Raw genomic sequence first — 25,436 nt, forward strand, 5'->3', positions numbered from 1 at the left:
GGCCCAACCCGGTGAAAAGATCACTGTTCGGCCGTCGCCGCCGCGGGCGCGAGTAGCGCGATGACGCCGACGAGGGCGACCGGGACGGCGAGCGCCCAGCCGAGCCCGACGCCCTGGGCGATGAAGCCGATGACCGGGGGCCCGCCGAGCAGGCCGAGGTAGCCGACACCGGTCACGCGCGAGATCCCGGCCGCCGCAGGGACGCCCGGGATGTTCCCGGCGGCGCTGAAGGTGACCGGCGCCACCACGGGGATGCCGCGCCCGGGGCCCGGCCGGTACGTCGTCCCTTTCCGGATGGTCGGGCAGGGCGTCCGCGGAGTGCCCGAGGAGCCCGCGGCAGCCGATCGCGACCGCGACGGCCAGCAGGCCGGACATCACCGCGAGGTGGGCCTGGACGGGAACGCGCGCGTGCGCGGCCCCGGCTCCGATCAGCGCCGCGGCCAGCGTCCCGATGCTGTACGCCCCGTGCAGCCCGGACATCAGCGGGCGGCCGTACGCCCGCTCGACCGCGACGCCCTGGGCGTTCATCGCCACGTCCATCAGCCCGAGCGCCCCGCCGAACAGGACGAGCGCCCCCATCAGCGCGGGCAGGTTCCACGCGAACGCGAGCGGAAGCAGGGACAGCGCCGCCGCGACGCCGGACACCAGGGTCGTCGCCCGGCTCCCCCGCGCCGCGATGACCGGCCCGGCGAACCGGACGGCGGCCACGACGCCGGCGGGGGCTCCGAGCAGCGCCACGCCCATCGTGCCCTCGCCGAGCCCGAGCCGCTCCTTGACCTGCGGGATCCGCGCCACCCAGGCGGCCGCGACCAGGCCGTGGGCGACGAACGCGACGGTCACCGCCTCGCGCGCCGCCCGTACCTCCGCCCCGCGCCTCAAGATCATCAAAGCCGGGCCTACGCGCTCCGCCCGGCCCCGGAGGCGGCCGTCACGAACCGGCGCCCGGGTCGCTCACCCGCGGCGTCCGGGCGCCGCGCGTCACAGCAGGTCGGACAGGGGCGTCTTCGTGTCGGCGAGGGCGTCCCGGTCCGGGCGGGCGGCGGACCGGATCAGGTTCTGGATGTCGCCCGTCACGTCCCAGACGTTGACGTTCATCCCCGCGACGACGCGGCCGTCCGACAGCCAGAACGCGATGAACTCGCGGGACGCGACATCGCCGCGGGTGACGACGGCGTCGTACTCCCCCGGGGCCGGGGCGCCCGACATCTCCATGCCGAGGTCGTACTGGTCGGTGTAGAAGTACGGGATCCGGTCGTAGGAGACGTCCCGGCCGAGCATGGCGCGGGCGGCGGCGGGGCCGCCGTTCAGGGCGTTCGCCCAGTGCTCTACCCGGATGCGGCGGCCGAGCAGGGGGTTGTAGGCGTTCGCGACGTCGCCCGCCGCGTAGATGTCGGGGTCGGAGGTGCGCAGCGACGCGTCCACGAGGACGCCGTCGGACACCTCCAGCCCGGCCTCCTCGGCGAGTCGGGTGTTGGGGCGGGCGCCGATGCCCACGATGACGACGTCCGCCGGGACCTCCGCGCCGCCGGACGTGACGACCGCCGACACCTGCCCGGCGCCCCAGAATCCGGCGACGCCCTGGTCGAGCCGCAGGTCGACGCCGTGCAGGCGGTGCAGGGCGGCGAACATCCCGCCCATCTCCGGGCCCAGCGCGGCGTGCAGCGGGACCGGCTCCGGGTCGATGACCGTGACGTCGTTGCGGTGGCCGCGCGCGGCGGCGGCCGTCTCCAGCCCGATCCAGCCCGCCCCGGCGATGACGACGCGGCGCCCGCCGGGGGCGAGGGCCCGCTTCAGTTCCGCGGCGTCCGCCATCGTGCGCAGGTAGTGGATGCCCTGGAGGGTCGCGCCCGGCACGTCGAGGCGCCGGGGAGAGGCGCCGGTGGCGAGCAGCAACCGGTCGTACCGGACGGATTCGCCGCTCGCGAGCCGCACCTCGTGCGCGGCCCGGTCGATCGCGGCGGCGGCCGTGCCGAGGCGCAGCTCGACGCGCTGCTCGCCGTACCAGCCCTCCTCGTGGAGGAACGCCTTCTCGCGGGGCTCGGCGCCGGTCAGGAAACCCTTGGAGAGCGGTGGCCGGTCGTAGGGACGTTCGGGCTCGTCGCCGATGAGGACCACCCGGCCCGCGAAGCCCTCCGCGCGGAGCGTTTCGGCGGCCTTGGCGCCGGCCAGGCTCGCGCCGACGATGACGAACGTCTCCTCGGGCATGACGGACCCTCCTGTAGGTGACCTTCTGCTATCCCTACAGCGGTGTCCGGGCGGAGACAAGTGCCCGTGTTCGGCGCGTCAGAGCCGTACCCGGTCGCTCAGCATCCGATGGCGCACCATCGCCGACATGTCGGTCAGCGACGCGATCTGGTCGACGACCGCGCGGAGCCGCGCGGCATCGTCGCCGGCGTCCAGGAACGCCTGCCGGAACCCCGGATCGAGCGTACCGGGTGCGCCCGCGAGCATCAGTTCGGCCAGCTCCATGATCAGCGTCCGCTGCTGCGCCCGGATCTCCTCGTGGCTGATCCACACGTAGTGCGCGGTGATGCCCTTGAGGAGCGCGTTCTCCAGCCGCTGCGCGCGCGGGACGATCAGGTCCGCGGTGTGCCGGGTGAGGGGCCGGTCGCCGTGGGCGGCGCGCGTGGCGTCCTCGGCGGCCAGGCAGAACCGGCCGATCAGCGTGCTGGTCAGGTTCTTCAGGGCGGCGAGCGTGCGCGGCGTGCCGTCGTAGCGGTCGGGCCAGTACGGCTGGGCGAGCAGCCCCGCGAACCGCTCCTCCAGCTCGGCGAGGTCGGCGTCCGCGCAGTAGAGCCTGCGGCACGTCTCGGCGACCAGCCGGCGCTCGGCGGGGTCGGCGAGCCGGGCGAAGTCGATGTGCCCGGCGACGATCGCGTCCTCCAGGTCGTGCACGGAGTAGGCGACGTCGTCGCTCCAGTCCATGACCTGGGCCTCGAAGCAGGTGCGGTCGCCCTCGGCGCCCTCCCGGACCCACCGCGCGACGTCGGCGTCGTCGGAGTACACGCCGAACTTGCCGCCGACGGCCTCGGACTGGGGCCACGGATACTTCATCGAGGCGTCCAGGACGGCGCGGGTCAGGTTGAGGCCGACGCTGCGGCCGTGCAGGGGCGGGCCGTCCGGCGCGAACGACTTCGGCTCCAGCCGGGTCAGGACGCGCAGGCTCTGCGCGTTCCCCTCGAATCCGCCGCAGGCGCGGGCCACCGCGTCGAGGGCGGCCTCGCCGTTGTGCCCGAACGGGGGGTGCCCGATGTCGTGGGCGAGGCAGGCCGTCTCGACGAGGTCGGGGTCGCAGCCGAGCGCCTTGCCGAGCTCGCGGCCGACCTGCGCGCACTCCAGCGAGTGGGTGAGGCGGGTGCGCAGCGACTGGACGGTGTCGGCGCCGGCGTCCGCGGCCGGGGAGGCCACCTGCGTCTTGGCCGCGAGCCGGCGGAGCGCGGCACTGTGCAGGACGCGGGCGCGGTCGCGTTCGAACGCGGTGCGGTCGCGGCGCTTGGGGGCCTCGGGCACCCATCTGCGGCGGTCGTGGTCGGAGTAGTCCGTCATCCCTGTCCAGGGTAAACGGCACGGGTGACCGTTCTCCCGCCCCGAGGGGGCGTCACGGCGTGGCCGGCGGCGGCGCGGGCGCCTGGCTCGGATCGCCGTGAATGACCTTGATCGTCTCGCGGGGCGTCTTCACGCTCTTGCCGAGCAGCACGTACGACAGGTATCCGCCCGTCTCCCGGACGATGTAGTTCAGCTGGGTGTCGCGCGTCTGCACGCTCGGCCCGCTGCGGGTCGGGGACGCGGCGGCCTCGATGCCGTTGTCCTCGGCCATCCGCTTCGAGCGCAGCCCGTGCCAGGGGTCGGTCACGATGACGCCGGACTTCCAGTTCCGCCGCTCGTACTCCCGGCCGACGGCCCGGAAGCTCTCCAGGGTGTCGCGCCCCACCGGCACCGCCACGACCTGCGCCGCGGGCACCCGGCCCTTCTCGATCAGCCACCTGCGGCCCGAGTCGGCCTCGGTGAAGTTGTCGCCGGGGGCCTTGCCGCCGACCGTGACGATCGTCGGGGCGACGCCCGCCCGCCACAGGTCGAGGGCGTGCTGGAGCCGCCATTTCAGGGTTGGGGACGGAACGCCGTTGTACTGCGCCGCGCCGAGCACGATGATCGCGTCGGACCGGGGCCGCTCGTCCTGCCGCGCCTGGTGCCAGACCCGCCCGCCGACGGCGAGCGGGGTCAGGACGGCGATCGCCAGCAGGGCCAGGAACACGGTCAGCGGGACCGTGATCCAGCGGGACCTCCGGCGCCGCCCCTTCCGGCCGCGCGGGGTCTTCTCCGTTTCGTCCGACTCGAGGTCCGGCAACTCCGCTTCCAGGGTCATCTCACGGGACACGTTAGTGAGATGGTCCGGCGGGGGCGGGAAGTTCACGGGAACGGCGTGTCCCTCCCGCTCGACCGCCGGTTCCGGGGCCGGTCCCGCCGCGCGGGACCGGCCCCGGAACCGGGTTCAGCGGCTGTCGCTGTCGGACGCCTCGATGGCGGCGCGCCCGGCCTCCAGGCGCGCCACGGGTACCCGGAACGGCGAGCAGGACACGTAGTCGAGCCCGACCTCGTGGCAGAAGTGCACCGAGTCGGGGTCGCCGCCGTGCTCGCCGCAGATGCCGAGCTTGATCCCCGGACGGGCCCTGCGGCCCTCCTCCGCGGCGATCCGGACGAGCCGCCCGACGCCGTCCCGGTCGAGGGTCTCGAACGGGGACACGCCGAAGATGCCGAGTTCCAGGTAGCGGGAGAAGAACGCCGCCTCGACGTCGTCGCGGGAGAAGCCCCACGTCGTCTGGGTGAGGTCGTTCGTCCCGAAGGAGAAGAACTCGGCGGCCTCGGCGATCTGCCCGGCGGTCAGCGCCGCCCGCGGCAGCTCGATCATGGTGCCGATCAGCGCGGAGACGTCCACGCCGGTCGCCGTCTTCACCCCGTCCAGGATCTTGAGGGCCTCCTCGCGGACGGCCTCCAGCTCCTGGACGGCGCCGACGAGCGGGATCATGATCTCCGGCCGGGGGTCGCCGCCCGCCGCCCGGCGCGCGGCGGCCGCCTCGGCGATCGCCCGCACCTGCATCGAGAACAGCCCGGGAATCACCAAACCGAGCCGCACGCCGCGCAGTCCCAACATAGGGTTCTGCTCGTGCAGCCGGTGGACCGCCTCGAGCAGCCTGCGGTCCTTCGGATCGGCGCCGTCGCCCGCGAGGGCGACCTTGACGGACAGCTCGGTGAGGTCGGGGAGGAATTCGTGCAGCGGCGGGTCGATCAGCCGGATGGTGACCGGCAGCCCGTCCATCGCCTCGAAGATGCCCTCGAAGTCCTCGCGCTGCAGCGGCGCCAGGGCGTCCAGCGCGTCCTGCCGCTCCTCGTCGCCCTCGGCGAGGATGAGCTGCTCGACGAGCCGGCGGCGGTCGCCGAGGAACATGTGCTCGGTGCGGCACAGCCCGATGCCCTGGGCGCCGAAGCGGCGGGCGCGCGCCGCGTCCTCCGGGTTGTCGGCGTTCGCGCGGACCTTCAGCGCGGCCTGCGCGTCGGCGTGCGCCATGATCCGGTCGACGGCGGTGACGAGCTCGTCGCCGTCCCCTGCGCTGCGCGTGCCCTCGAAGTACTGCACGACCGGGGAGTCCTCGACGGGCACCTCACCGAGGTACACGTCGCCGGACGTGCCGTCGATCGAGATGACGTCGCCCTCGCTCACGGTGACGCCGCCGGGGGCGGTGAAGCGCCCGGCCTTGACGTCGACGTCGAGCTCCTCGGCGCCGCACACGCAGGTCTTGCCCATGCCGCGGGCGACGACGGCCGCGTGCGAGGTCTTCCCGCCCCGGGACGTGAGGACGCCCTGCGCCGCCACCATCCCGGCGAGGTCGTCGGGGTTGGTCTCGCGGCGGACGAGGATGACGTCCTCGCCCCGCCCGGCGAGCTCCACGGCCCGCTCGGAGGTGAAGACGACCTTGCCCACGGCGGCGCCGGGGGAGGCGTTCATGCCCTTCGTCAGCTTCTTGCCCCCGTCGACCTTCGCGGCGAACCGGGGGAACATCAGCTGCGCGAGCTGGTCGCCGGTGACGCGGCGCGCGGCCTCGTCCAGGTCGATGAGGCCCTGGTCGAGGAGCTGGCAGGCGATCCGGAACGCGGCGGCGGCGGTGCGCTTGCCGACCCGTGTCTGGAGCATCCACAGCTTGCCGCGCTCGATCGTGAACTCGATGTCGCACATGTCGCGGTAGTGGTTCTCCAGCGTCTCCATGATCTCGAGAAGCCGGTCGTAGGACGCCTTGTCGATGCGCTCCAGGTCGAGCAGCGGCACCGTGTTGCGGATGCCGGCGACGACGTCCTCGCCCTGCGCGTTCTGCAGGTAGTCGCCGTACACGCCCTGCTGGCCGGACGCGGGGTCGCGGGTGAACGCGACGCCGGTGCCGGAGTCCATCCCGAGGTTGCCGAACACCATCGAGCAGATGTTGACGGCGGTGCCGAGGTCGACGGGGATGCGCTCCTGGCGGCGGTACAGGATCGCCCGGTCGGCGTTCCAGGAGTCGAACACGGCCTTGACCGCGAGGTCCATCTGCTCGCGCGGGTCGGTCGGGAACTCCCGGCCGGCCTCCTCGCGCACGATCGCCTTGAAGCGCTCCACCAGGCCCTTGACGTCCTCTGCCGTGAGGTCGACGTCGTTCTTGGTGCCGCGGGCCTCCTTGGCGGCCTCGATGGCCTCCTCGAACAGCTCGCCGTCGATGTCCAGCACGGTCTTGCCGAACATCTGGATGAGCCGGCGGTAGGAGTCCCACGCGAACCGCTCGTCGCCCGCCTGCGCGGCGAGGCCGTGCACGGAGTCGTCGTTCAGCCCGATGTTGAGGACGGTCTCCATCATCCCCGGCATGCTGAACTTCGCTCCGGAGCGGACGCTGACCAGCAGCGGGTCGTCGCTCTGCCCGAGCCGCTTGCCCATGGCGGACTCGAGCGCGCGCAGGTGCTCGTCCACCTCGTCCTGCAGGCCGGGCGGGACGCTCCCGTGCTCGAGGTAGTACCGGCATGCCTCCGTTGTGATCGTGAACCCGGGAGGAACGGGCAGACCGAGGTTGGTCATCTCGGCGAGGTTGGCGCCCTTGCCACCCAGCAGATCCTTGAGGTCCTTGTTTCCCTCAGTGAAGTCGTACACGAACTTCGGCACGGGGAGCTCCTTCTCGCTCCGACAACTCGCAAGTGCAGGACCGGTACGTCCCCTCTGGACGCGCGTCGTCACACGTCCGGACCGGTGACGGCCCGCTGCACTGTTTGCCGGGACTGTACCCGCGCCGCGGCGATCGCCTCGGCGCCCCGTCCACCCGACAGCATTTCCGCAGGTCAAGCCCACGATAGTGGTCTATTCCACCGGGTACCGACCGGTGTGCGGAAAATCACCGTGCGGTTACGGTGATCCGCCCCGTGGGCGCGGCCACTGCCGAGGAGAGGGAAAGATGGATCAAGGAGGTGAGGTTGTGAGGCCGAAGGTCGCCGGCGGCCGGGCGGGAGATCCGTTCGCCCCCATAGCCGATTTCGGATTCCTGTCCGACTGCGAGACGACCGCGCTGGTGGCGCCGAGCGGCAACATCGAGTGGATGTGCCTGCCCAAGATGGACTCACCGAGCGTGTTCGGCTCCATCCTGGACCGGGACGCGGGGTACTTCCGCGTCGGCCCGGCGGGCGTGGAGGTGCCCGCCGCGCAGCGCTACATCCCCGGCACCATGGTGATGGAGACCACCTGGTGGGTGCACGGCGGCTGGCTGGTGGTGACGGACGCCCTGCTGATGGGTCCGTGGCACCACGAAACGGAACGGTCCCACACGCACCGCCGGGCCCCCACGGACTACGACGCCGACCACGTGCTGCTGCGGATGGTGCGGTGCGTGAACGGCGCCGTTCAGGTCCGGCTCGACTGCATGCCCGTGTTCGACTACGGCCAGACGCCCGCCCGCTGGGAGCACAGCGGGTACGGCTACCACGAGGCCCTCGCCCGCGGGAACGGCATCGGGCTGCGGCTCACCACCGACATGAACGTCGGGTTCGAGGGCTCGCTCGCCACCGCCCGGACGCTGCTGAAGCAGGGCGAGTCCAGGTACGTGGCGCTGTCCTGGAGCGAGCACGCCGCGCCCGAGAGCTATCTGGAGGCGCAGGAACGGCTCGTCTGGACCGTCCACCACTGGCAGCACTGGCTGGACCGGGGCCGCTTCCCCGACCACCCGTGGCGCAGCCACCTGCAGCGCAGCGCCCTCACGCTGAAGGGCCTCACGTTCGCGCCGTCCGGGGCGGTGGCCGCCGCCGCGACGACGTCGCTGCCGGAGGCGCCGGGCGGGGACCGCAACTGGGACTACCGCTACACGTGGATCCGCGACTCCACGATGGCGCTGTGGGCGTTCTACACGCTCGGCTACGACTGGGAGGCCAACGACTTCTTCTACTTCATCACCGACGTGGCGGAGGCCGCCGAGGGCAAGCTCCAGATCATGTACGGGCTGGACGGCCGGGAGGAGCTGCCGGAGTCCACGCTCGACCACCTCAGCGGCTACGGCGACGCCCGTCCGGTGCGCATCGGCAACGAGGCGTACATGCAGGCGCAGCACGACGTGTGGGGCGCGATCATCGGGTCGATCTACCTGTTCGTGCGCAAGCGCGACCGGCTCGACGACCGGCTCTGGAAGATCGTCGTCAAGCAGGTGGAGGACGCCCTCGCGAACTGGCGCGCGCCCGACTGCGGCATGTGGGAGGTGCGCGGCGAGCCGCAGCACTTCACCTCGTCCAAGGTGTTCTGCTGGGTCGCCGCCGAGCGCGGCGCCCGCCTCGCCCGCATCCGCGGCGACCACGAGCGGGCGATCCGCTGGCAGAGCGCCGCCGACGAGATCCACGCGGACGTGCTGGCCAACGCGCTCGACGGGCGCGGCGTGTTCACCGCGCACTACGGCGCGACGGCGCTGGACGCGTCGGCGCTGCTGATCCCGCTGCTCGGGTTCCTGCCCGCCGACGACAAGCGGGTCCGGGAGACCGTCCTCGCGATCGCGGACGAGCTGTCGGAGGACGACCTCGTCCTGCGCTACCGGGCGGGCGAGACCGACGACGGGTTCGAGTCCGAGGAGGGCACCTTCACGATCTGCTCGTTCTGGCTGGTCAGCGCGCTGGTGATGGTCGGTGAGCTGGAGCGGGCGCGGGCGCTGTGCGAGAAGCTGCTGTCGTACGCGAGCCCGCTGCAGCTGTACGCCGAGGAGATCGACCCGCACACCGGGCGGCACCTCGGCAACTTCCCGCAGGCGTTCACCCATCTGGCGCTGATCAACGCGGTGATGCAGGTGATCCGGGCGGAGAACGACGAGCCGCAGCCGCCGCTGGCATGACCCCCGACCGGGCCGGAAACGTCCAGACCGTGGAGCGCCGCGTCGGCTGCCCGGCCGCCGGTGACGACCGCCGGCTGACCACGCCGTTCGCGGCCCCCTGAGCCGGCCGGGGCGCCGGTGCCCGCGCGAGGCGGGCACCGGCCACCCGCGCCGGCTCTCAGACGACCGCGCCGTGGTCGTCGGGAGACCGGCGGGCGGGCTTCGCCTTCGTCTTCGGCGCGGGCGACGGGGACTTCGCGTAGCGCTCCAGCACGACCGCGATCGGTGTCGCGGTGAACACGCTGGAGTACGTGCCGACGACGATGCCGATGAGCAGCGCGATCGCGAAGTCGGTCAGCGAGTCGCCGCCGAGGAAGGCGAGCGCCGCCAGGATGAACAGCGCGCCCATGCCGGTGTTGATGGTGCGCGGGACGGTCTGCAGCGTGCCCCGGTTGGCGATGTCGGCGAACCGGTCCTTGGGATGGGCGCCCCACAGCTCCCGGACGCGGTCGAAGACCACGACGGAGTCGTTCACCGAGTACCCGATGACGGTGAGCAGGGCCGCGAGGAAGACGCCGTCGATGGGCTTGCCGAGCCAGGCGAACACACCGGTGACGATCAGCACGTCGTGGAACATGGCGATGACGGAGCCCGCCGCGAACGTCCACCGGAACCGGAACGTCAGGTAGGCGAGCTGCGCGAGCAGCGCGACGCCGAGCGCGATGAGCGCCTTGGTGCGCAGTTCCTCACCGAGGCTCGGGCCGATCAGCTCGTCGCGCACCTTGGAGGCGCCCCCCGCCTTCGCCGCGAGCGCCTCCTTGATCTCCTCCACCTCGGCGTTGCCCAGGTCGGACGTCCGGACGGAGATGTCCTTCTCCCCCGAGGTCTGGACGACGGCGCGCGGGAAGCCCGCGTCCGCCACGGCCTGGCGGGCCGTGTCGATCTGCAGGGGATTGGTCGTCGAGTACTCGACGAGGCGCCCGCCGGTGAACTCGACGCCGTAGTTGAGGCCGCGCGTGAAGATCCCCGTGAGGGCGAGCACCACGGCGAGGCCGGAGAGCGCGAGCCAGAGCCGGCGGCGGCGCATCAGGTCGGGGCCGCTGGTCTCCAGCCAGGCCCGGATCCGCCCCGCGCCGCCGAGGCCGTTGAGGCCGGTGCGGCGGGCGATGCCGCGGCGCGACAGCGCCGCGTCGGTGAGGACGCGGCTGATCAGCATCGCCGACACCAGCGAGCCGAGGACACCGATGCACAGCGTCACACCGAAGCCCTTCACCGGCCCGGACGCGAGGAAGAACAGCAGCCCGGCGGCCAGCAGGGTGGTGACGGCCGAGTCGGCGATCGCGGACCACGCCTTGTTGAATCCGATGGCCAGGGCCTGGCGGGTGCCGCGTCCCGGTGCGAGGGCCTGCTCCTCCCGCGCCCGTTCGAACGCGAGGACGTTCGCGTCGATCGCCATGCCGATCGCGAGGACGAACCCGGCGAGGCCGGGCAGGGTCAGGGTCGCGCCGACGGCGACGAGCGCGGCGTAGGAGATCAGGGCGTATCCGGCGAGCGCGATGGTGGCGAGGAACCCGACGAGCCGGTAGACGGCGACGATGAACAGGCCGGTCAGGACGATGCCGATGACCGCTGCGCGGGCGCTGGCGTCGATGGCGGCGGCGCCGAGCGTCGGGCCGACCACCCGCTGCTCGATGATCTTCACGGGGACGGGCAGCGAGCCGCCCTGGATCAGCGCGGCGAGCTCCTTGGCCTCCTGCGCGCTGAAGCTGCCGGTGACCTGGGTGGACCCGCCGCCGATCCCGACACCGCAGGCCACGCTCTCGGTGACCGCGGGCGAGGAGATGACCTTGCCGTCCAGGACGATCGCGACGCGCCGGTCGTCGCCGGTCGCGCACGCCGCCTTCGCGGTGACCCGCTCCCAGATGCCTCCGCCCTTGCCCCGGAAGTCGATGGTGACGGCCCAGCCGCCCAGCTGCTGCGGATCGAACGTGGGGCTGGCGGACCCGATGCCCTCACCGGTGAGCGCGGCCGGGCCGATGAGGATCGGCTGGCCCTGCTCGTCCGGGATGACCTGCTCGCCCTTCTTCGGCTTGCCGTCGTTCGTCCGCACGGGGTGCGCGGTGAGCTGCGCGGTCTTGCCGAGGGCCGCGGTGGCGCGGGCCGGGTCCTGCACGTCCGGCAGCTCGACGATCAGCCGCCGGTCGCCCGACACGGTGATCGACGACTCGGCGACGCCGAGCGCGTTCACCCGGCGGAGCAGGACCTCCCGGGCGCGCTCGGTGGACTCCCGGTTCGCCTTCACGGTCGGCGAGTTCTGGGTCTCCAGGACGATCTGGGTGCCGCCCCGGAGGTCGAGGCCGAGGCGGGCGGGTTCGGACAGGGCGTAGAACACTGACAGGGCGAGCACGGCCAGGGCCAGTACCGCCCGCACCATGTTGGCGCGAGACAAGGGAACCTCCACAAGGACTTCGGCACCGCCGCCCCGGGGCGTGCGGCGCCGCGTACGGAAAACGTCAGACCTGGGAGGGGGGTGGTGCACGGCCGCGCGCCGCCCCGGAGGGAACGGCGGCGGGCGCGCGGCGCGCGGTGGTGCGGACGGCGATCCGGCCGCAGGACGGCCGGAGGGCGGGGGCGGTCGGGGGCGGGGCGGCGACGGCCGGCGCGGTCGCGCCGGCGAGTTCGCGGGACGAGGGGACGCCGGCGGCCTCGGTGCGGCCATGCCGGCCCGGACGCTGGTCGCGGCTCCGGGCGAGCGCGCCCTGCGCGGCCGCGCGGGCCGCCGCGGACACGGAGGGGACGGTCTGGCCCGTGGGCGCGGAGCGGGCGGACGCGGAATGCGGCGCCGCAGGCGCCGGGGCGGCGACGAATCCCAGCACGCCGAGGGCGAGGACGAGCAGCCGCGCGAGCCGGCTCCGCTTGGCGACGGAACCGCTGGTCAGGACCGAATTCGGGACGGGCGCGGAGAATCGGCGAGCGGTGGCCATTTCGGCGCCTCCCGTCGATCCGGATATCGGTCCCGTCCAACGTAGCCCAGGATGCGGATACCTCGGGCCCTGGCCTCAAGACACCAGAGAGTGTCCAGATTGGCCAGGGAACTGTCGCCGGAGCGTTCTGGACGGGTGAGCGAAAAGCGAATTACTTTCACAACGCCCACCCCGAACCGGACAAAGGAGCTTCCGGTGGCACGTATCAGACACGCCCTCGTCCTGGGGACGGCGACCGCCGCCGTCCTCACCGTGGCCGCGACCCCCGCCTCGGCCGCGACCACCACCATCCGGGCCGGCTCGGCGACCGCCGCCGCCTACGCCGGCAACGTCCAGGCCGACCTGCTCGGCACCGCCACCGTCTCCAGCTCGCTCGGCGGCGGGACCTGCGACGAGTCCACCATGACCGGCTCGATCCAGTCCAACGGCACCGGGCTGACCATCGCCAGCGCCTCCTTCAGCGGCCCCGGCGGCGGCCCCTGCGCCGGTGCCACGAGCTCCACCATCACCACCCAGAACCTGCCCTGGACGGGCGGCAACGTCACCTACGACCCGAACCACACCGGCGGCCGCGACGCCACGGTCACGATCGCGAACTTCCGGGTGCGCGCCGTCGTGAACCTCTTCGGCGGCATCACGTGCATCTACGGCGGGTCGCTCACCGCGAACGGCTACAACGGCGACAACGCGAACCGGCCCGACACCTCCAACGGCGAGGCGCAGGTCGGCGTGAACGGCGCCACGGTCAACAGGCAGTCCGGCAGCAACTTCTTCTGCCCGTCCACCGCCCAGGTCACCGCCACCTACCAGCTGCGCGGCGAGAGCACCCCGGGCTCCGGCACCTTCGACCAGTCCCTGTACGTCACCGGCTGACCCCGCCCGCCCCCGAGCTCCCAGCACACGAGGACTCGCTCCCAGGAAGAGGAACGGGCCGCCCCGGCACCGGGGCGGCCCGTTCCGCGTCTCCGCGTCTCAGCAGCCGACCAGCTGGGAGGCCAGGAAGGACTCCACCTGGCCGAGGCCGATGCGCTCCTGGCTCATCGAGTCGCGCTCCCGCACGGTCACCGCGTCGTCCTCGAGGGTGTCGAAGTCGACCGTGACGCAGAACGGCGTGCCGATCTCGTCCTGGCGGCGGTAGCGGCGGCCGATCGCGCCCGCGTCGTCGAAGTCCACGTTCCAGTTCCTGCGCAGGGCCGCCGCGAGGTCGCGGGCCTTCGGCGACAGGTCGGCGTTGCGCGACAGCGGCAGCACCGCGACCTTCACCGGGGCGAGCCGCCGGTCGAGGCGCATGACCGTGCGCTTCTCCAGCTTGCCCTTGGCGTTCGGCGCCTCGTCCTCGGCGTAGGCGTCCATCATGAACGTGAGCGTGCAGCGGTCGACGCCGGCCGCCGGCTCGATCACGAACGGCGTGAACCGGTCGCCGGACTCCTGGTCGAAGAACGACAGGTCGGTGCCGGACGCCTTGGAGTGCGTCGACAGGTCGTAGTCGGTGCGGTTGGCGACGCCCTCCAGCTCGCCCCACTCGCTGCCGACGAAGTCGAACCGGTACTCGATGTCGACCGTCCGCTTGGAGTAGTGCGACAGCTTGTCGGCGGGGTGCTCGTACAGCCGCAGGTTGTCCTTGCGGATGCCGAGGTCGACGTACCACTGGAGCCGCTCGTCGATCCAGTACTGGTGCCATTCCTCGTCGGTGCCCGGCTTGACGAAGAACTCCATCTCCATCTGCTCGAACTCGCGCGTCCGGAAGATGAAGTTGCCGGGGGTGATCTCGTTGCGGAACGACTTGCCGATCTGGCCGATGCCGAACGGCACCTTCCGCCGCGCGGACTGCTGCACGTTCAGGTAGTTGATGAAGATGCCCTGCGCCGTCTCGGGGCGCAGGTAGGCGAGGCCCGACTCACCCTCGACGGCGCCGAGGAAGGTCTTCAGCAGGCCGTTGAACATGCGCGGCTCGGTGAAGGAGCCCTTGTTGCCGCAGTTCGGGCAGCCGATGTCGGCGAGGCCGTTCGCGGGCGGCCGGCCGTGCTTCTCCTCGTAGGACTCCTCCAGGTGGTCGGCCCGGAAGCGCTTGTGGCAGGACTGGCACTCGGTCAGCGGGTCGACGAACGCGTTGACGTGGCCGCTGGCCTCCCAGACCTCCCGCGCCAGGATGACGCAGGAGTCGAGGCCGACGACGTCGTCGCGGCCCTGGACCATGGACTTCCACCACTGGCGCTTGACGTTGTTCTTCAGCTCCACGCCGAGGGGGCCGTAGTCCCAGGACGCGCGGAGGCCGCCGTAGATCTCGCTCGACGGGTAGACGAGCCCCCGGCGCTTCGCGAGGTTGACGATGGTGTCGAGCACATCGGAACGGCGTGCCATGTTCTATCTCCATCCGGCTGGCGGTCGGCGGGTCAGTGGAATCGCCCCGCCCCGCGCGTCCGGCGCGGGCGGCGGCGAGAATGATCCCCGTTGGGTGGTACAGCGTGACGGCCCCGGTGGGCGCGGCGCTCCGACGCCCCCGAGCCTTTTCCAGCTTAGGGCAACCGGCGGCGTCACCGCGCGGCATCGCCGCGGCCCCGGCCGAGACGGTCAGCGGGGCGGGCGGCCGGGCCGGGGACCGCGCGGCGGGCGGCTCGACGACGGCGACGGCGGACGACCGGGCATGGCCGGGAGATCACCCGGCGGCCGCCGGCGAAACCGGGCGGGCGGCTTCTTGGCGTCCGGTTGCCCGTTTCCGGACGCGATCAGGCGGACGTGACGACCTCGTAGGCGCCCGGCTCGTCGATGGCCATCGCGGCGAGGGGGATGAACGTCAGGCGCACCTCGTACGCGCCGAGCGCGCGACGGTAGAACCCGGCGCCGTCCCATTCGGTGACGAGGGCCCACAGGTCCGGGTCGTCCACGGTGCGGGCGAGCCGGCCGGAGCGGAAGCCGGGGCTGGCCGCGAGGGCCGCGAGCACGCCGTTCATCGACTCGGTGAACCCGTCGGCGCCGGCGCCGGGGACGCGGTACCGGGTAATCGCGATCATCCGTCCATCCTCGCAGTACCTTGGGGCGCGTGGAGACGCGAGGGCAGGCCCCGGCGCGCGGTGCGCGCGCGGCGGTCGAACGGTGGAGCGCGGCGCCGGTGGTGTTCCTGCACCGGCTGCCGAGGGTGGTGCTGCTGGCGGCGGTGTTCGCGCTGCTGGTCGCCGGAATGGCGGGAACGGGCATGGTCGCCGCCGCGGGCTTCCTGCTGCTCGCCGTGCTGCTCGGCTGGTTCGCCTATCTCAACTGGCCCCGGCTCGACGTCCAGGCCCGCCTGCTGCGCGCCGGCGCGGTCGCCCTCCTGGCGCTGCTCGCGGCGGGACACGCACTTGGTCGATTTTGACAATCATTTTCATACTCATCCATACTGGTCGTGTGCTGACCCTCCGTACCCCCCTGCGCCCCCTGTCGCTGACGGCCGCCGCCGTCCTGGCCCTCGGCGGCCTCGCCGCCTGCGGTGACGCCGACGCCGGCTCGTCCGGCGAGCCGGAGGTGATCGCGTCCTTCTACCCCGTCGCATGGCTGGCGGAGAGGGTCGGCGGCCCGGACGCCACCGTCCGGACGCTGACGAAGCCCGGCGCCGAGCCGCACGACCTGGAGCTCACCGCCCGCCAGATCGCGGACGTCGGCGAGGCCGACCTCACCTTCTACGTCAAGGGCGTCCAGCCCGCCGTCGACGACGCCGTCGGCAAGCACGGCAAGGGCAAGGCCCTCGACGCGGCGACCCTGGTCAAGACTTTGCCGCCGCCCGCCGAAGAGGAGCACGGCCAGGAGGAGGAGGAGCACGGGCACGAGGAGCACGAGTCCTCCCACGACCCGCACATCTGGCTCGACCCGAGCCGGATGGCCACCATCGCGACCGCGCTCGGCGACCGCCTGGCCTCCGTCGACGCCCCCCGCGCCGCCGCCTACAGGGAACGTGCCAAGACGCTCGCCGCCCAGCTCACCGCCCTCGACGGCCGGTACCGGGACGGGCTGAAGACCTGCAAGACGAAGTCGGTCGTCACCGCGCACGCCGCGTTCGGCTACCTCACCGACCGGTACGGGCTCCGCCAGATCTCCATCGCGGGCGTCGACCCCGCGAACGAGCCGTCGCCGAAGCGCCTCGCGGAGCTGACGCATGAGATCGAGGAGGCCGGCGCGACGACGGTGTTCACCGAGACTCTCGTCAGCCCGAAGGTCGCGCAGACCCTCGCGCGCGAGGCCGGCGTGAAGACCGCCGTGCTCGACCCCGTGGAGGGCATCGCCGCGGGCGCGTCCGGCGACTACCTGACGATCATGCAGAAGAACCTCGACACGCTGCGGCCCGCCCTGGGGTGCTCATGACCGGCCCGGGGGCGGCCGGGACGCAGCCGCCCCCGTTCGCGATGACCGGCGGGACGGTGCGGCGGGACGGCCGCGAGGTCCTGTCCGGCGTCGACCTGCGCGTCGGGTCCGGCGACGTGCTCGCCGTCCTCGGCCCCAACGGGGCGGGCAAGTCCACCCTCGTCAAGGCGCTGCTCGGGCTGATCCCCCTCGCCTCCGGCCGGACCGAGATCTACGGCGCGCCGCCCGCGCGGTTCCGCGACTGGCACCGGATCGGGTACGTCCCGCAGCGCCTGCCGATCGGCGGCGGCGTCCCGGCGACCGTCCGGGAGGTCGTGTCGTCCGGGCGGATCGCGCGGCGGTCGCGCTGGCGGCCCGCGCCGCGCCCCGGCGCCGCCGGCCGTACCGCCGTGGACGCCGCGCTCGCCGCGACCGGCCTCACCGGCCTCGCCCGCGAACCCGTCCACCAGCTGTCGGGCGGCCAGCAGCAGCGGGTGCTGATCGCCCGCGCGCTGGCGGGCGAACCCGACGCGTTCGTCCTCGACGAGCCGACCGCGGGCGTCGACGCCGACAGCCAGGCGGCGCTCGCCGGGACGCTCGGCGAGCTGGCCAGGGGCGGCCGGACGGTCGTGCTCGTCGCGCACGAGCTCGGCCCGATGGAGCCGCTCATCACCCGGACGATCGAACTGCGGCACGGCCGCGTCGTCCGCGACACGGCGGAGGCGTCCACATGATCGAGATGCTCCAGTACGACTTCATGCGGATCGCGCTCGTGATCGCGGTCCTGATCGGGCTGACCGCCCCGGCCGTCGGCACCTTCCTCGTCCAGCGGAGGCTGTCGCTGCTCGGCGACGGCATCGGCCACATCGCGCTGACCGGCATCGGCCTCGGGCTGCTGACCGGCTCGTCCCCCGTCCTCGGCGCGCTGGCCGTGTCCGTGCTCGGCGCCGTCGCGATCGAGGTCGTCCGGGCGCGCAGCCGCAGCGGCGGCGACGTCGCGCTCGCCCTGCTGTTCTACGGCGGCCTGGCGGGCGGCGTCCTCATGACGAGCGCGCAGGACGGCGGGACGAGCCTGCAGTCCTACCTGTTCGGCTCGATCAGCAGCGTCACGCCCGCCGACCTGTACGTGGTCGCCGCCCTCGCCGCCGTGGTGCTCGGCGTCATCGCCGTGTTCGGCCGGGAGCTGTTCCTGCTGTGCCAGGACGAGGACGTCGCGCGGGCGTCCGGGCTGCCGGTCCGGTTCCTCAGCGTGCTGATCGCCGCGACCGCCGCGGTCACCGTCGTCATCGCCATGCGGGCGATCGGGCTGCTGCTCGTCTCCGCCCTGATGATCATTCCGGTGGCGGCGGCGCAGCAGCTCACCCGCGGGTTCCTCGGCACGATGCTGAGCGCCATGGGCATCGGTGTACTGTCGGCCGTGGCGGGCCTGACCGGAGCGTTCGAGTACGATCTTCGCCCGGGCCCCACGATCGTGCTGCTGGCGCTGGCGGTGTTCGCGGTCGCGGTCGTCGGCGGCTCGGTCATGCGGCGCAGACGTGCGCGGGCGGGAGCGCGCGGGGAGGTCCTCCCCGCCGCGGCGCCCGCCAGGGATACCGGAGCGGAGGTGCTCAGCGGATGACGACGGCCCGCCGGGACGCTGTACGGCAGGCGCTGGCGCGCTGCGACGGGTTCCGCAGCGCGCAGGACCTTTACGCCGACCTGCGTTCGGATGGCTCGAAGATCGGCCTCACCACGGTGTACCGGGCGCTGCAGGCGCTCAGCGACTCCGGTGAGGTCGACGTGCTGCGCACCGACGAGGGCGAGGCCGTCTACCGCGCCTGCCAGACCGTGCAGCACCACCACCACCTGGTCTGCCGCGACTGCGGCAAGACGGTGGAGGTCGAGGGCCCCGCCGTGGAGAGCTGGGCCGACACCATCGGCGCCGAGCACGGCTTCGTCGACGTCACGCACACGGTCGAGGTCTTCGGCACCTGCGGCGGCTGCGCCAAGCCCTCCGCCTAGGAGGCCACCCGGCCCGTCCGCACCGGCCGCCGTCTCGGCCGTCGGCGGCCGGGATCATCGCGAGCGAAGCGGGACCCCGACCGCGCAGCGATCCTCAAGACGAGCCGGAGCGGTGCGGCGACCGCGGGTCAAGCACCGCCCGACGCCGTGGGGACCTCGTTGGGCACCGCTCCGCCGTAGCGGCGGTCGCGCGAGGCGTAGAGCTCGCAGGCGTGCCAGAAGTGGCGGCGGTCGAAGTCGGGCCAGAGGGTGTCGAGGAACACCATCTCCGCGTAGGCCGACTGCCAGAGCAGGAAGTTGGACGTGCGCTGCTCCCCCGACGACCGCAGGAACAGGTCGACGTCCGGGATGCCCGGTTCGTCGAGGTAGCGGGCGAAGACCTTCTCGGTGATCTTGTCGGGGTTGAGCCGCCCGTCCCGGACGTCCCTGGCGATGGCCGCCGCGGCGTCGGCGATCTCGGCGCGGCCCCCGTAGTTCACGCAGAACTGGAGCGTCAGGACCTTGTTGCCGCGGGTCATCTCCTCGGCCGTCTCCAGCTCGCTGATGACGCTGCGCCACAGCCGCGGCCGGCGGCCGGCCCACCGCACCCGGACGCCCATCGCGTTCAGCTGGTCGCGGCGGCGGCGGATGACGTCCCGGTTGAAGCCCATGAGGAAGCGCACCTCGTCCGGCGACCGCTTCCAGTTCTCGGTGGAGAACGCGTAAGCCGACAGGTAGGGGACGCCGAGCTCGATCGCGCCCATGACCACGTCGAAGAGCGAGTCCTCGCCGCGCTTGTGGCCCTCGGTGCGCGGCAGCCCGCGCTCCTTCGCCCACCGGCCGTTGCCGTCCATGACGATGGCGACGTGCCTCGGCACGAGGTCGGCCGGGATCGGCGGCGGGAGGGCCCCGTCGCGGTGCGGATCCGGCGGCGTGACGGCCCTGCTCAAACTGTCTCCCTGGTGATCGGTTCGTCGTCCGCGGCGGTGCCCGCCGGGTCGCCGGCGTCGTCCGGGCCGCGCTCGACGTGGCGCAGTGACCGGATGCCGTGCTCCAGATGCCATTGCAGGTACGCGGCGACGAGGCCGCTGCACTCGGCGCGGTAGCGGGCCTCGCTTCCGTCCGCGTACTCCCAGTCGCCGCGCAGCAGCGCCAGCATCAGCGCGAACGTGGGCGGCGCGGGGGTCGCGGCGCCGGGCTGGCGGCAGTTCGCGCAGACCGCGCCGCCCGCCGCGATCGCGAAGCCGCGCAGCCCGCCGCGCGTCCCGCAGCGGCAGCACTCGTCCAGCGCGGGGGCCCACCCGGCGACCGACAGCGACCGCAGCAGGAAGGCGTCCAGGACGAGCCGGGGGTCGTGGTCGCGCTCGGCGAGCGTGCGCAGGCCGCCCAGCAGCAGGAGGAACTGCCGCAGCGCGGGCTCGCCCTCCTCCGCGGTGAGCCTCTCGGCGGTCTCCAGCATCGCGGTGCCGGCCGTGTAGCGGGGGTAGTCGGTGACGAGCCGCTCGCCGTAGGGGCGGAGGGTCTCCGCCTGCGTGATCAGGTCGAGGGAGCGGCGCTCGTACAGCTGGAGGTCGACGTGGGTGAACGGTTCGAGGCGCGCGCCGAACCGCGACTTCGTCTTGCGGACCCCCTTGGCCGCGGCGCGGATCCGGCCGGTGCGCCGGGTCAGCACCGTCACGATCCGGTCGGCCTCGCCCAGCTTCTGGGTGCGCAGGACGATGCCTTCGTCGCGGTAGAGGGTCACCCGTTCATTCTCCCGCACGTCACGCCGTGCATCGGCGCCTCATCCGACATCTCCCCATAAACCACACACGTCCCGGCCGCGATGGCGGCACGTTGCGCGATCATCACGTAAGGTGACCGGAAGCGGACGCTCCGGCGGGGTGGAAATCGTGGCCTGGTCCACTCCGAGGTGGCAGCGTGGCGGCATGAGATGCACCATCGTGCCGCCGCACATGCTGGAGCGACTCGCCGGCGATGCCGCCGACCCCGCGCTGCGCGACCGCGCCCGGCACACGCTGGCCCTCACGTCCGCGCAGTTCACCGAGCGCCGAACGCTCGCGCCCGCGCCGCCCGCGCCCGCGGAGGACTTCGTCCCCCGCCGCACGATCCACGACGCGGAGCACCGGGAGGAGCTGCCCGGGCGCACCGTCCGCGCCGAGGGCGGCCCCGCCACCGGCGACGCCGACGTCGACCGGTCCTACGACTGGCTCGGCATCACCTTCGACTTCTTCGAGACCGTGTACCGGCGCAACTCCATCGACGGCGCCGGGCTGGAGATGATCTCGACCGTCCACTACGGCGACCGGTACCAGAACGCCTTCTGGAACGGCCGGCAGATGGTCTACGGCGACGGCGACGGCGTGATCTTCACCGCGTTCACCGGCCCGCTCGACGTCACCGGGCACGAGCTCGTCCACGGCATCACGCAGTACACCGCGAACCTGGAGTACTACGGGCAGTCCGGCGCGCTGAACGAGTCCATGTCGGACGTGTTCGGCTCGCTGATCAAGCAGCGGCACCTCGGCCACACCGCCGACCGGGCCGACTGGCTGATCGGCCAGGGCCTGCTCGCGGAGGGCGTCGCGGGGGTCGCGCTGCGGTCGCTGAAGGAGCCCGGGACGGCCTACGACGACCCGCGGATCGGCAAGGACCCGCAGCCCGGCCACATGGACGACTACGTCGAGACCTACCGCGACAACGGCGGCGTCCACATCAACTCGGGCATTCCCAACCGCGCCTTCCACCTCGCGGCCACGGCCATCGGCGGGAACGCGTGGGAGAAGGCCGGGCGCGTCTGGTACGACACGCTCACCGGGGGCGCCCTGAGCACGACCATCGAGTTCGCCGCGTTCGCCGCGGAGACCGTCCGGACCGCCGCGCGTCTCTACGGCGACACGGCGGCCGAGACGGAGGCGGTGCGGAACGCGTGGAGGGGGGTAGGCGTCATCAGGTGAAAGTCTCCATTGTCCGGACCGGCGGTTTCGCCGGGATCGAACGGCGCGCCCAGTCGGACAGCGCGGGCGACCCCCTGCTCGCCCGCCTCGTCGACAGGGTCGACCTCCGCGCGGTGCCGCCCCCCGGCCGGATCCCCGACCAGTTCCTGTACGAGATCGACATCGACGGCGAGTGCGCGGTCGTCGGCGAGGCCCAGCTCAGCGGCCCCCTCCGCGAACTGGTCCACCACGTCCTCGGCCGCGCCGGCTGACCCGAACGGCGCCGGCCCCGGCACGCGGTGCGCGCCGGGGCCGGTACGTCGCGTGCCTACTCGGCGGCGCGGGCCACCCGGTTCACGGCCGACAGGATCGCCTTCAGCGAGGCGGTGACGATGTTGCCGTCGATGCCGACGCCCCACACCGTGCGCCCGTCGACATCGCACTCGACGTAGGCGGCGGCGCGGGCGTCGCCGCCGGCGCTCAGCGCGTGCTCGGTGTAGTCCAGGACGCGGACGCCGATCCCCACGGACGCGAGCGCGTCGGTGAACGCGGACACCGGGCCGTTCCCGACACCGTCGATCTCGCGGATCTCCCCCGCCATCCGGACGTCGCAGCTGATCGCGTCCTTCTCGTCCACCCGCGAGGTGGAGCGGTGCGCGAGCAGCCCGACGCGCGGGCCGTTGGCCAGGAACTCCGACTCGAAGATCTCCCACATGCGCTCGGCGGTGACCTCGCCGCCCTCGCTGTCGGTGTGCTCCTGCACCACCCGGGAGAACTCGATCTGCAGTCGCCGCGGCAGCTCCAGCGAGTGCTCGGTCTTCATGATGTAGGCGACGCCGCCCTTGCCGGACTGGCTGTTCACCCGGATCACGGCCTCGTACGTCCGGCCGACGTCGTGCGGGTCGATCGGCAGGTACGGGACCTCCCAGCGGAAGTCCTCGACCGGGACGCCTGCCGCGGCGGCGTCCGCCTTCAGGTGGTCGAACCCCTTGTTGATGGCGTCCTGGTGCGACCCGGAGAACGCCGTGTAGACCAGGTCGCCGCCGTAGGGGTGGCGCTCGTGGACGGGCAGCTGGTTGCAGTACTCGACCGTCCGGCGGATCTCGTCGATGTCGGAGAAGTCGATCTGCGGGTCGACGCCCTGCGTGAACAGGTTCAGGCCGAGGGTGACCAGGCAGACGTTGCCGGTGCGCTCGCCGTTGCCGAACAGGCAGCCCTCGATGCGGTCGGCGCCCGCCTGGTAGCCCAGCTCGGCGGCGGCGACGGCGGTGCCGCGGTCGTTGTGCGGGTGCAGCGACAGAACGATGGAGTCCCGGTAGGCCAGGTTCCGGTTCATCCACTCGATCTGGTCGGCGTACACGTTCGGGGTCGCCATCTCCACCGTCGCCGGCAGGTTGACGATGACCTTCCGGTCCGGGGTGGGCTTCCACACCTCGTTGACGGCGTTGCAGACCTCGACGGCGTACTCCAGCTCCGTGCCGGTGAACGACTCGGGCGAGTACTCGAAGAAGATCTCGGTGTCGCCCATGTCCTCGGCGAGCTTGGCGCACAGCTTCGCGCCCTCCACCGCGATCGCGGTGATGCCGTCCCTGTCCTGCCCGAACACCACGCGCCGCTGCAACGTGCTGGTCGAGTTGTACAGGTGGACGATCGCCTGCTTCGCGCCGCGGACGGCCTCGAAGGTCCGCTCGATCAGCTCGGGCCGGGCCTGCGTCAGGACCTGGATGACGACGTCGTCCGGGACGCGGCCCTCGTCGATGATCTGCCGGACGAAGTCGTAGTCGGTCTGGCTGGCCGCCGGGAACCCGACCTCGATCTCCTTGTAGCCCATCCGTACCAGCAGCTCGAACATCTTGAGCTTGCGGTGGGAGTCCATCGGGTCGATCAGGGCCTGGTTGCCGTCCCGCAGGTCGACCGCGCACCAGCGCGGGGCCTCGGTGATCACCTTGTCGGGCCAGGTGCGGTCGGTCAGCGCGACCGGCTGGAACGCCCGGTAGCGCTGGAACGGCATGCCGGACGGTTGCTGCTGCGAAGACATCTCGGGGTGTGTCCCTCTGCTCGGAATCCTGCGGCCGACGTCCACGTCAAAGTCCCGCAGCGAGGGAGCCGACCTGTTTACAGGCCCCCGCTGCGGCCGCTAAGGAGGAGCAGCTCACGCGACACGCCTGCCAAGCTAACAGATGCCATCCGGGCTACGGAAACCGCATCCCGCATGCTGAGACGTCAACCGCCTCCCCCGTCTCTGGAACGATCCTCACCCTCCAGCGCATTCCTGAAACCCCGCCGCCCCCGGAGCCCCGGGGCGCCGCTGCCGGACGGCGGTGGGACGCACGATTAGGCTGGGGGCATGGCCGATGACCCCGGTCCCGGTGCGGACGCCGGACGTCCGCGACCGTCGTTCCTGCCGCCCGAGCAGGGACCGCCGCCCGCCGCCGGCGCGCACACCGCCCCCGCCGCCGCGCCGCCCCGGTCCGGCGGCGCCTGGGGCATCGCGATGATCCTCACGGCGACGGCGCTGCTCGTGTCGGCGTTCCTGCCGTGGGCCCGCGCCGAGATGGTCGTCGAGCTGCTCGGCCGGCCCGTCACCCGCGACCTCGGCAGCCTCGCCGGGATCGAGGCCGACGGCCTCGTCCTCGCCGTCCCCGTCCTCGCGGTCGTCGCCATCGGGCTCGCGTTCTGGGACACCGTCGTCCGGGACGCCCGCGTCGGGTCCCTCGCCGCCGTGCCCGGCGCCCTCGCGCTGCTCGCCTGCGGCCTGTTCGTGCTGCGGCTCGGCGACGTGCGGGACAACGCCCCCGGGCTCGGCCTGGAGGTCGGCTACCGGATCACCGTCCGGTACGGCTGGTACGCCGCGGTCGGCGCGTCGCTGGCGCTGATGGCGATCGCCCTCGCCCGCCCCCTCGCCGACCGCCTCACGCGCACCGGTCAGTCGTAGAACCCGAGCCGCCGCAGCTGCTTCGGATCGCGCTGCCAGTCGCGCAGCACGCTGACCCGCAGGTCCAGGAACACCTTCGTGCCGAGCAGCGCCTCGATCTGGCGCCGGGCCGCGGCGCCCACCTCCCGGAGCCGCGTCCCCTTGTGCCCGATGATGATGCCCTTCTGGCTGGGCCGCTCCACGTACAGGTGCGCGTACACGTCGACGAGGTCGTCCCTGCCCTCGCGCGGCGCCATCTCGTCCACGACGACGGCGATCGAGTGCGGCAGCTCGTCCCGGACGCCCTCCAGCGCCGCCTCGCGGATCAGCTCCGCGACGAGGACCTGCTCCGGCTCGTCCGTGAGGTCGCCCTCCGGGTAGAGGGCCATCCCCTCCGGCAGGTGCCCGATGAGCAGGTCGCCCACGAGGCCCACCTGGAAGCCGTCGGCCGCCGAACACGGCACGATGTCGGCGAACTCCCCCAGCCTCCCCACGGCGAGGAGCTGCTCCGCGATCTGCTCGGGCGACGCCAGGTCGGTCTTCGTGACGATCGCGACGACCGGTGTCCGCTTCACCCCCGCCAGCTCCCGCGCGATGTACCGGTCACCGGGCCCGACCGGCTGGTCGGCCGGCACGCAGAACCCGATCACGTCCACCTCGGTCAGCGTCGACCGCACCAGGCTGTCGAGCCGCTCCCCCAGCAGCGTCCGCGGCTTGTGCAGCCCCGGCGTGTCGACGACGACGAGCTGCGCGTCCGGCCGGTGCACGATGCCGCGGATCGTCCGCCGCGTCGTCTGCGGCCGGCTGCTGGTGATCGCCACCTTGGTCCCGACCAGCGCGTTCATCAACGTCGACTTGCCGACATTGGGCCGTCCGATGAAACAGGCGAACCCGGCACGATGGCCCTCTCCCAGCATGGTCACCGGTCAATTGTCGCCTACCCGCCACGGTGAACGAG

23 protein-coding genes are annotated in these 25,436 nt (G+C 72.6%); 10 read left to right on the top strand and 13 right to left on the bottom strand.

The window, feature by feature from the left end; all coding sequences use genetic code 11:
• Nucleotides 1-20 precede the first annotated feature (20 nt).
• The 5 genes from IE99_RS32885 to ppdK form a co-directional block, all read right to left on the bottom strand.
• Nucleotides 21-245 (bottom strand): hypothetical protein, encoded by a 225-nt coding sequence (locus IE99_RS32885; RefSeq protein WP_245623019.1) that lies wholly within the window; start codon nucleotides 243-245, stop codon nucleotides 21-23.
• A 733-nt stretch (nucleotides 246-978) separates the two neighbouring features.
• Nucleotides 979-2,205 (bottom strand): NAD(P)/FAD-dependent oxidoreductase, encoded by a 1,227-nt coding sequence (locus tag IE99_RS0102255; protein ID WP_030145185.1) that lies wholly within the window; start codon nucleotides 2,203-2,205, stop codon nucleotides 979-981.
• Between the two features lie 78 nt (nucleotides 2,206-2,283).
• Nucleotides 2,284-3,546 (bottom strand): deoxyguanosinetriphosphate triphosphohydrolase, encoded by a 1,263-nt coding sequence (locus tag IE99_RS0102260; RefSeq protein WP_037558455.1) that lies wholly within the window; start codon nucleotides 3,544-3,546, stop codon nucleotides 2,284-2,286.
• Nucleotides 3,547-3,598: 52 nt separating this feature from the next.
• A complete protein-coding gene (locus IE99_RS0102265; RefSeq protein ID WP_030145187.1) occupies nucleotides 3,599-4,363 on the bottom strand; it encodes a YdcF family protein in 765 nt (254 codons plus the stop codon).
• A 126-nt stretch (nucleotides 4,364-4,489) separates the two neighbouring features.
• The gene (gene ppdK / locus IE99_RS0102270; protein WP_030145188.1) at nucleotides 4,490-7,177 is read right to left on the bottom strand and encodes a pyruvate, phosphate dikinase; all 2,688 of its coding nucleotides are present in this window, start codon (nucleotides 7,175-7,177) and stop codon (nucleotides 4,490-4,492) included.
• A gap of 307 nt (nucleotides 7,178-7,484) precedes the next feature.
• On the opposite strand from ppdK, the gene IE99_RS0102275 reads away from it, so the two are divergent.
• Complete coding sequence (locus IE99_RS0102275) at nucleotides 7,485-9,371, top strand: glycoside hydrolase family 15 protein (RefSeq protein WP_030145189.1); 1,887 nt, start codon at nucleotides 7,485-7,487, stop codon at nucleotides 9,369-9,371.
• A gap of 157 nt (nucleotides 9,372-9,528) precedes the next feature.
• Here the strand turns inward: IE99_RS0102275 and secD are convergent, their stop codons facing one another.
• Together secD and IE99_RS0102290 are read right to left on the bottom strand one after the other, a co-directional pair.
• A complete protein-coding gene (gene secD, locus IE99_RS0102285) occupies nucleotides 9,529-11,799 on the bottom strand; it encodes a protein translocase subunit SecD (RefSeq protein ID WP_030145190.1) in 2,271 nt (756 codons plus the stop codon).
• Nucleotides 11,800-11,863: 64 nt separating this feature from the next.
• Nucleotides 11,864-12,334, bottom strand: coding sequence for a hypothetical protein (locus IE99_RS0102290; RefSeq protein ID WP_030145191.1), 471 nt, complete (start codon nucleotides 12,332-12,334; stop codon nucleotides 11,864-11,866).
• Between the two features lie 195 nt (nucleotides 12,335-12,529).
• On the opposite strand from IE99_RS0102290, the gene IE99_RS0102295 reads away from it, so the two are divergent.
• Nucleotides 12,530-13,207 (top strand): hypothetical protein, encoded by a 678-nt coding sequence (locus tag IE99_RS0102295; RefSeq protein ID WP_030145192.1) that lies wholly within the window; start codon nucleotides 12,530-12,532, stop codon nucleotides 13,205-13,207.
• Between the two features lie 99 nt (nucleotides 13,208-13,306).
• Here the strand turns inward: IE99_RS0102295 and IE99_RS0102300 are convergent, their stop codons facing one another.
• Both IE99_RS0102300 and IE99_RS0102305 read right to left on the bottom strand, forming a co-directional pair.
• Nucleotides 13,307-14,695 (bottom strand): glycine--tRNA ligase, encoded by a 1,389-nt coding sequence (locus IE99_RS0102300; RefSeq protein ID WP_030145193.1) that lies wholly within the window; start codon nucleotides 14,693-14,695, stop codon nucleotides 13,307-13,309.
• A 365-nt stretch (nucleotides 14,696-15,060) separates the two neighbouring features.
• A complete protein-coding gene (locus IE99_RS0102305; RefSeq protein WP_030145194.1) occupies nucleotides 15,061-15,345 on the bottom strand; it encodes an antibiotic biosynthesis monooxygenase family protein in 285 nt (94 codons plus the stop codon).
• A gap of 29 nt (nucleotides 15,346-15,374) precedes the next feature.
• Between IE99_RS0102305 and IE99_RS0102310 the strand changes: the two genes are divergently transcribed.
• The 5 genes from IE99_RS0102310 to IE99_RS0102330 are packed head-to-tail and all read left to right on the top strand — an operon-like array spanning nucleotide 15,375 to nucleotide 18,649.
• Nucleotides 15,375-15,686: a DUF6703 family protein gene (locus IE99_RS0102310; protein WP_157609974.1), complete on the top strand. Its 312-nt coding sequence runs from the start codon at nucleotides 15,375-15,377 to the stop codon at nucleotides 15,684-15,686.
• A 32-nt stretch (nucleotides 15,687-15,718) separates the two neighbouring features.
• Nucleotides 15,719-16,669 (top strand): metal ABC transporter substrate-binding protein, encoded by a 951-nt coding sequence (locus IE99_RS0102315; RefSeq protein ID WP_245623020.1) that lies wholly within the window; start codon nucleotides 15,719-15,721, stop codon nucleotides 16,667-16,669.
• On the top strand, nucleotides 16,666-17,382 hold the full coding sequence (locus IE99_RS0102320; protein ID WP_425423782.1) for a metal ABC transporter ATP-binding protein: 717 nt from the start codon (nucleotides 16,666-16,668) through the stop codon (nucleotides 17,380-17,382). Before IE99_RS0102315 ends, IE99_RS0102320 begins: the two co-directional genes overlap by 4 nt.
• Nucleotides 17,379-18,266 (top strand): metal ABC transporter permease, encoded by an 888-nt coding sequence (locus tag IE99_RS0102325; RefSeq protein WP_030145198.1) that lies wholly within the window; start codon nucleotides 17,379-17,381, stop codon nucleotides 18,264-18,266. The genes IE99_RS0102320 and IE99_RS0102325 overlap by 4 nt, the downstream gene beginning before the upstream one ends.
• Nucleotides 18,263-18,649, top strand: a complete 387-nt coding sequence (locus tag IE99_RS0102330; RefSeq protein ID WP_030145199.1) for a Fur family transcriptional regulator — start codon at nucleotides 18,263-18,265, stop codon at nucleotides 18,647-18,649. Before IE99_RS0102325 ends, IE99_RS0102330 begins: the two co-directional genes overlap by 4 nt.
• A 128-nt stretch (nucleotides 18,650-18,777) precedes the next feature.
• On the opposite strand, the gene IE99_RS0102335 is transcribed toward IE99_RS0102330, so the two are convergent.
• Both IE99_RS0102335 and recO read right to left on the bottom strand, forming a co-directional pair.
• Nucleotides 18,778-19,578, bottom strand: a complete 801-nt coding sequence (locus tag IE99_RS0102335) for an isoprenyl transferase (RefSeq protein WP_030145200.1) — start codon at nucleotides 19,576-19,578, stop codon at nucleotides 18,778-18,780.
• A complete protein-coding gene (recO, locus tag IE99_RS0102340) occupies nucleotides 19,575-20,372 on the bottom strand; it encodes a DNA repair protein RecO (RefSeq protein ID WP_030145201.1) in 798 nt (265 codons plus the stop codon). Before recO ends, IE99_RS0102335 begins: the two co-directional genes overlap by 4 nt.
• Before the next feature lie 184 nt (nucleotides 20,373-20,556).
• Between recO and IE99_RS0102350 the strand changes: the two genes are divergently transcribed.
• Both IE99_RS0102350 and IE99_RS0102355 read left to right on the top strand, forming a co-directional pair.
• Nucleotides 20,557-21,585: a M4 family metallopeptidase gene (locus IE99_RS0102350; RefSeq protein WP_030145202.1), complete on the top strand. Its 1,029-nt coding sequence runs from the start codon at nucleotides 20,557-20,559 to the stop codon at nucleotides 21,583-21,585.
• Nucleotides 21,582-21,836, top strand: a complete 255-nt coding sequence (locus tag IE99_RS0102355) for a protealysin inhibitor emfourin (protein WP_030145203.1) — start codon at nucleotides 21,582-21,584, stop codon at nucleotides 21,834-21,836. The genes IE99_RS0102350 and IE99_RS0102355 overlap by 4 nt, the downstream gene beginning before the upstream one ends.
• A 56-nt stretch (nucleotides 21,837-21,892) precedes the next feature.
• Here the strand turns inward: IE99_RS0102355 and leuA are convergent, their stop codons facing one another.
• Nucleotides 21,893-23,602: a 2-isopropylmalate synthase gene (gene leuA, locus IE99_RS0102360; RefSeq protein WP_030145204.1), complete on the bottom strand. Its 1,710-nt coding sequence runs from the start codon at nucleotides 23,600-23,602 to the stop codon at nucleotides 21,893-21,895.
• Between the two features lie 309 nt (nucleotides 23,603-23,911).
• Between leuA and IE99_RS0102365 the strand changes: the two genes are divergently transcribed.
• Nucleotides 23,912-24,499: a hypothetical protein gene (locus tag IE99_RS0102365; RefSeq protein WP_030145205.1), complete on the top strand. Its 588-nt coding sequence runs from the start codon at nucleotides 23,912-23,914 to the stop codon at nucleotides 24,497-24,499.
• Here the strand turns inward: IE99_RS0102365 and era are convergent.
• Entirely contained in the window at nucleotides 24,490-25,395 is a 906-nt protein-coding gene (gene era, locus IE99_RS0102370) for a GTPase Era (protein WP_030145206.1), read from the bottom strand. The genes IE99_RS0102365 and era overlap by 10 nt on opposite strands.
• Between the last annotated feature and the right edge of the window lie 41 nt (nucleotides 25,396-25,436).

This window comes from Spirillospora albida (genome assembly GCF_000718255.1).
Classification (GTDB): domain Bacteria; phylum Actinomycetota; class Actinomycetes; order Streptosporangiales; family Streptosporangiaceae; genus Spirillospora; species Spirillospora albida.

Excerpts from the sequence above, each read along its gene's own strand:
- IE99_RS0102255 (WP_030145185.1), bottom strand. The coding sequence starts at position 2,205 with ATGCCCGAGGAGACGTTCGTCATCGTCGGCGCGAGCCTGGCCGGCGCC.
- IE99_RS0102260 (WP_037558455.1), bottom strand. The coding sequence starts at position 3,546 with ATGACGGACTACTCCGACCACGACCGCCGCAGATGGGTGCCCGAGGCC.
- IE99_RS0102265 (WP_030145187.1), bottom strand. The coding sequence starts at position 4,363 with ATGACCCTGGAAGCGGAGTTGCCGGACCTCGAGTCGGACGAAACGGAG.
- IE99_RS0102290 (WP_030145191.1), bottom strand. The coding sequence starts at position 12,334 with ATGGCCACCGCTCGCCGATTCTCCGCGCCCGTCCCGAATTCGGTCCTG.
- IE99_RS0102300 (WP_030145193.1), bottom strand. The coding sequence starts at position 14,695 with ATGGCACGCCGTTCCGATGTGCTCGACACCATCGTCAACCTCGCGAAG.
- IE99_RS0102305 (WP_030145194.1), bottom strand. The coding sequence starts at position 15,345 with ATGATCGCGATTACCCGGTACCGCGTCCCCGGCGCCGGCGCCGACGGG.
- IE99_RS0102320 (WP_425423782.1), top strand. The coding sequence starts at position 16,666 with ATGACCGGCCCGGGGGCGGCCGGGACGCAGCCGCCCCCGTTCGCGATG.
- IE99_RS0102325 (WP_030145198.1), top strand. The coding sequence starts at position 17,379 with ATGATCGAGATGCTCCAGTACGACTTCATGCGGATCGCGCTCGTGATC.
- IE99_RS0102330 (WP_030145199.1), top strand. The coding sequence starts at position 18,263 with ATGACGACGGCCCGCCGGGACGCTGTACGGCAGGCGCTGGCGCGCTGC.
- IE99_RS0102350 (WP_030145202.1), top strand. The coding sequence starts at position 20,557 with ATGAGATGCACCATCGTGCCGCCGCACATGCTGGAGCGACTCGCCGGC.
- leuA (WP_030145204.1), bottom strand. The coding sequence starts at position 23,602 with ATGTCTTCGCAGCAGCAACCGTCCGGCATGCCGTTCCAGCGCTACCGG.
- IE99_RS0102365 (WP_030145205.1), top strand. The coding sequence starts at position 23,912 with ATGGCCGATGACCCCGGTCCCGGTGCGGACGCCGGACGTCCGCGACCG.
- era (WP_030145206.1), bottom strand. The coding sequence starts at position 25,395 with ATGCTGGGAGAGGGCCATCGTGCCGGGTTCGCCTGTTTCATCGGACGG.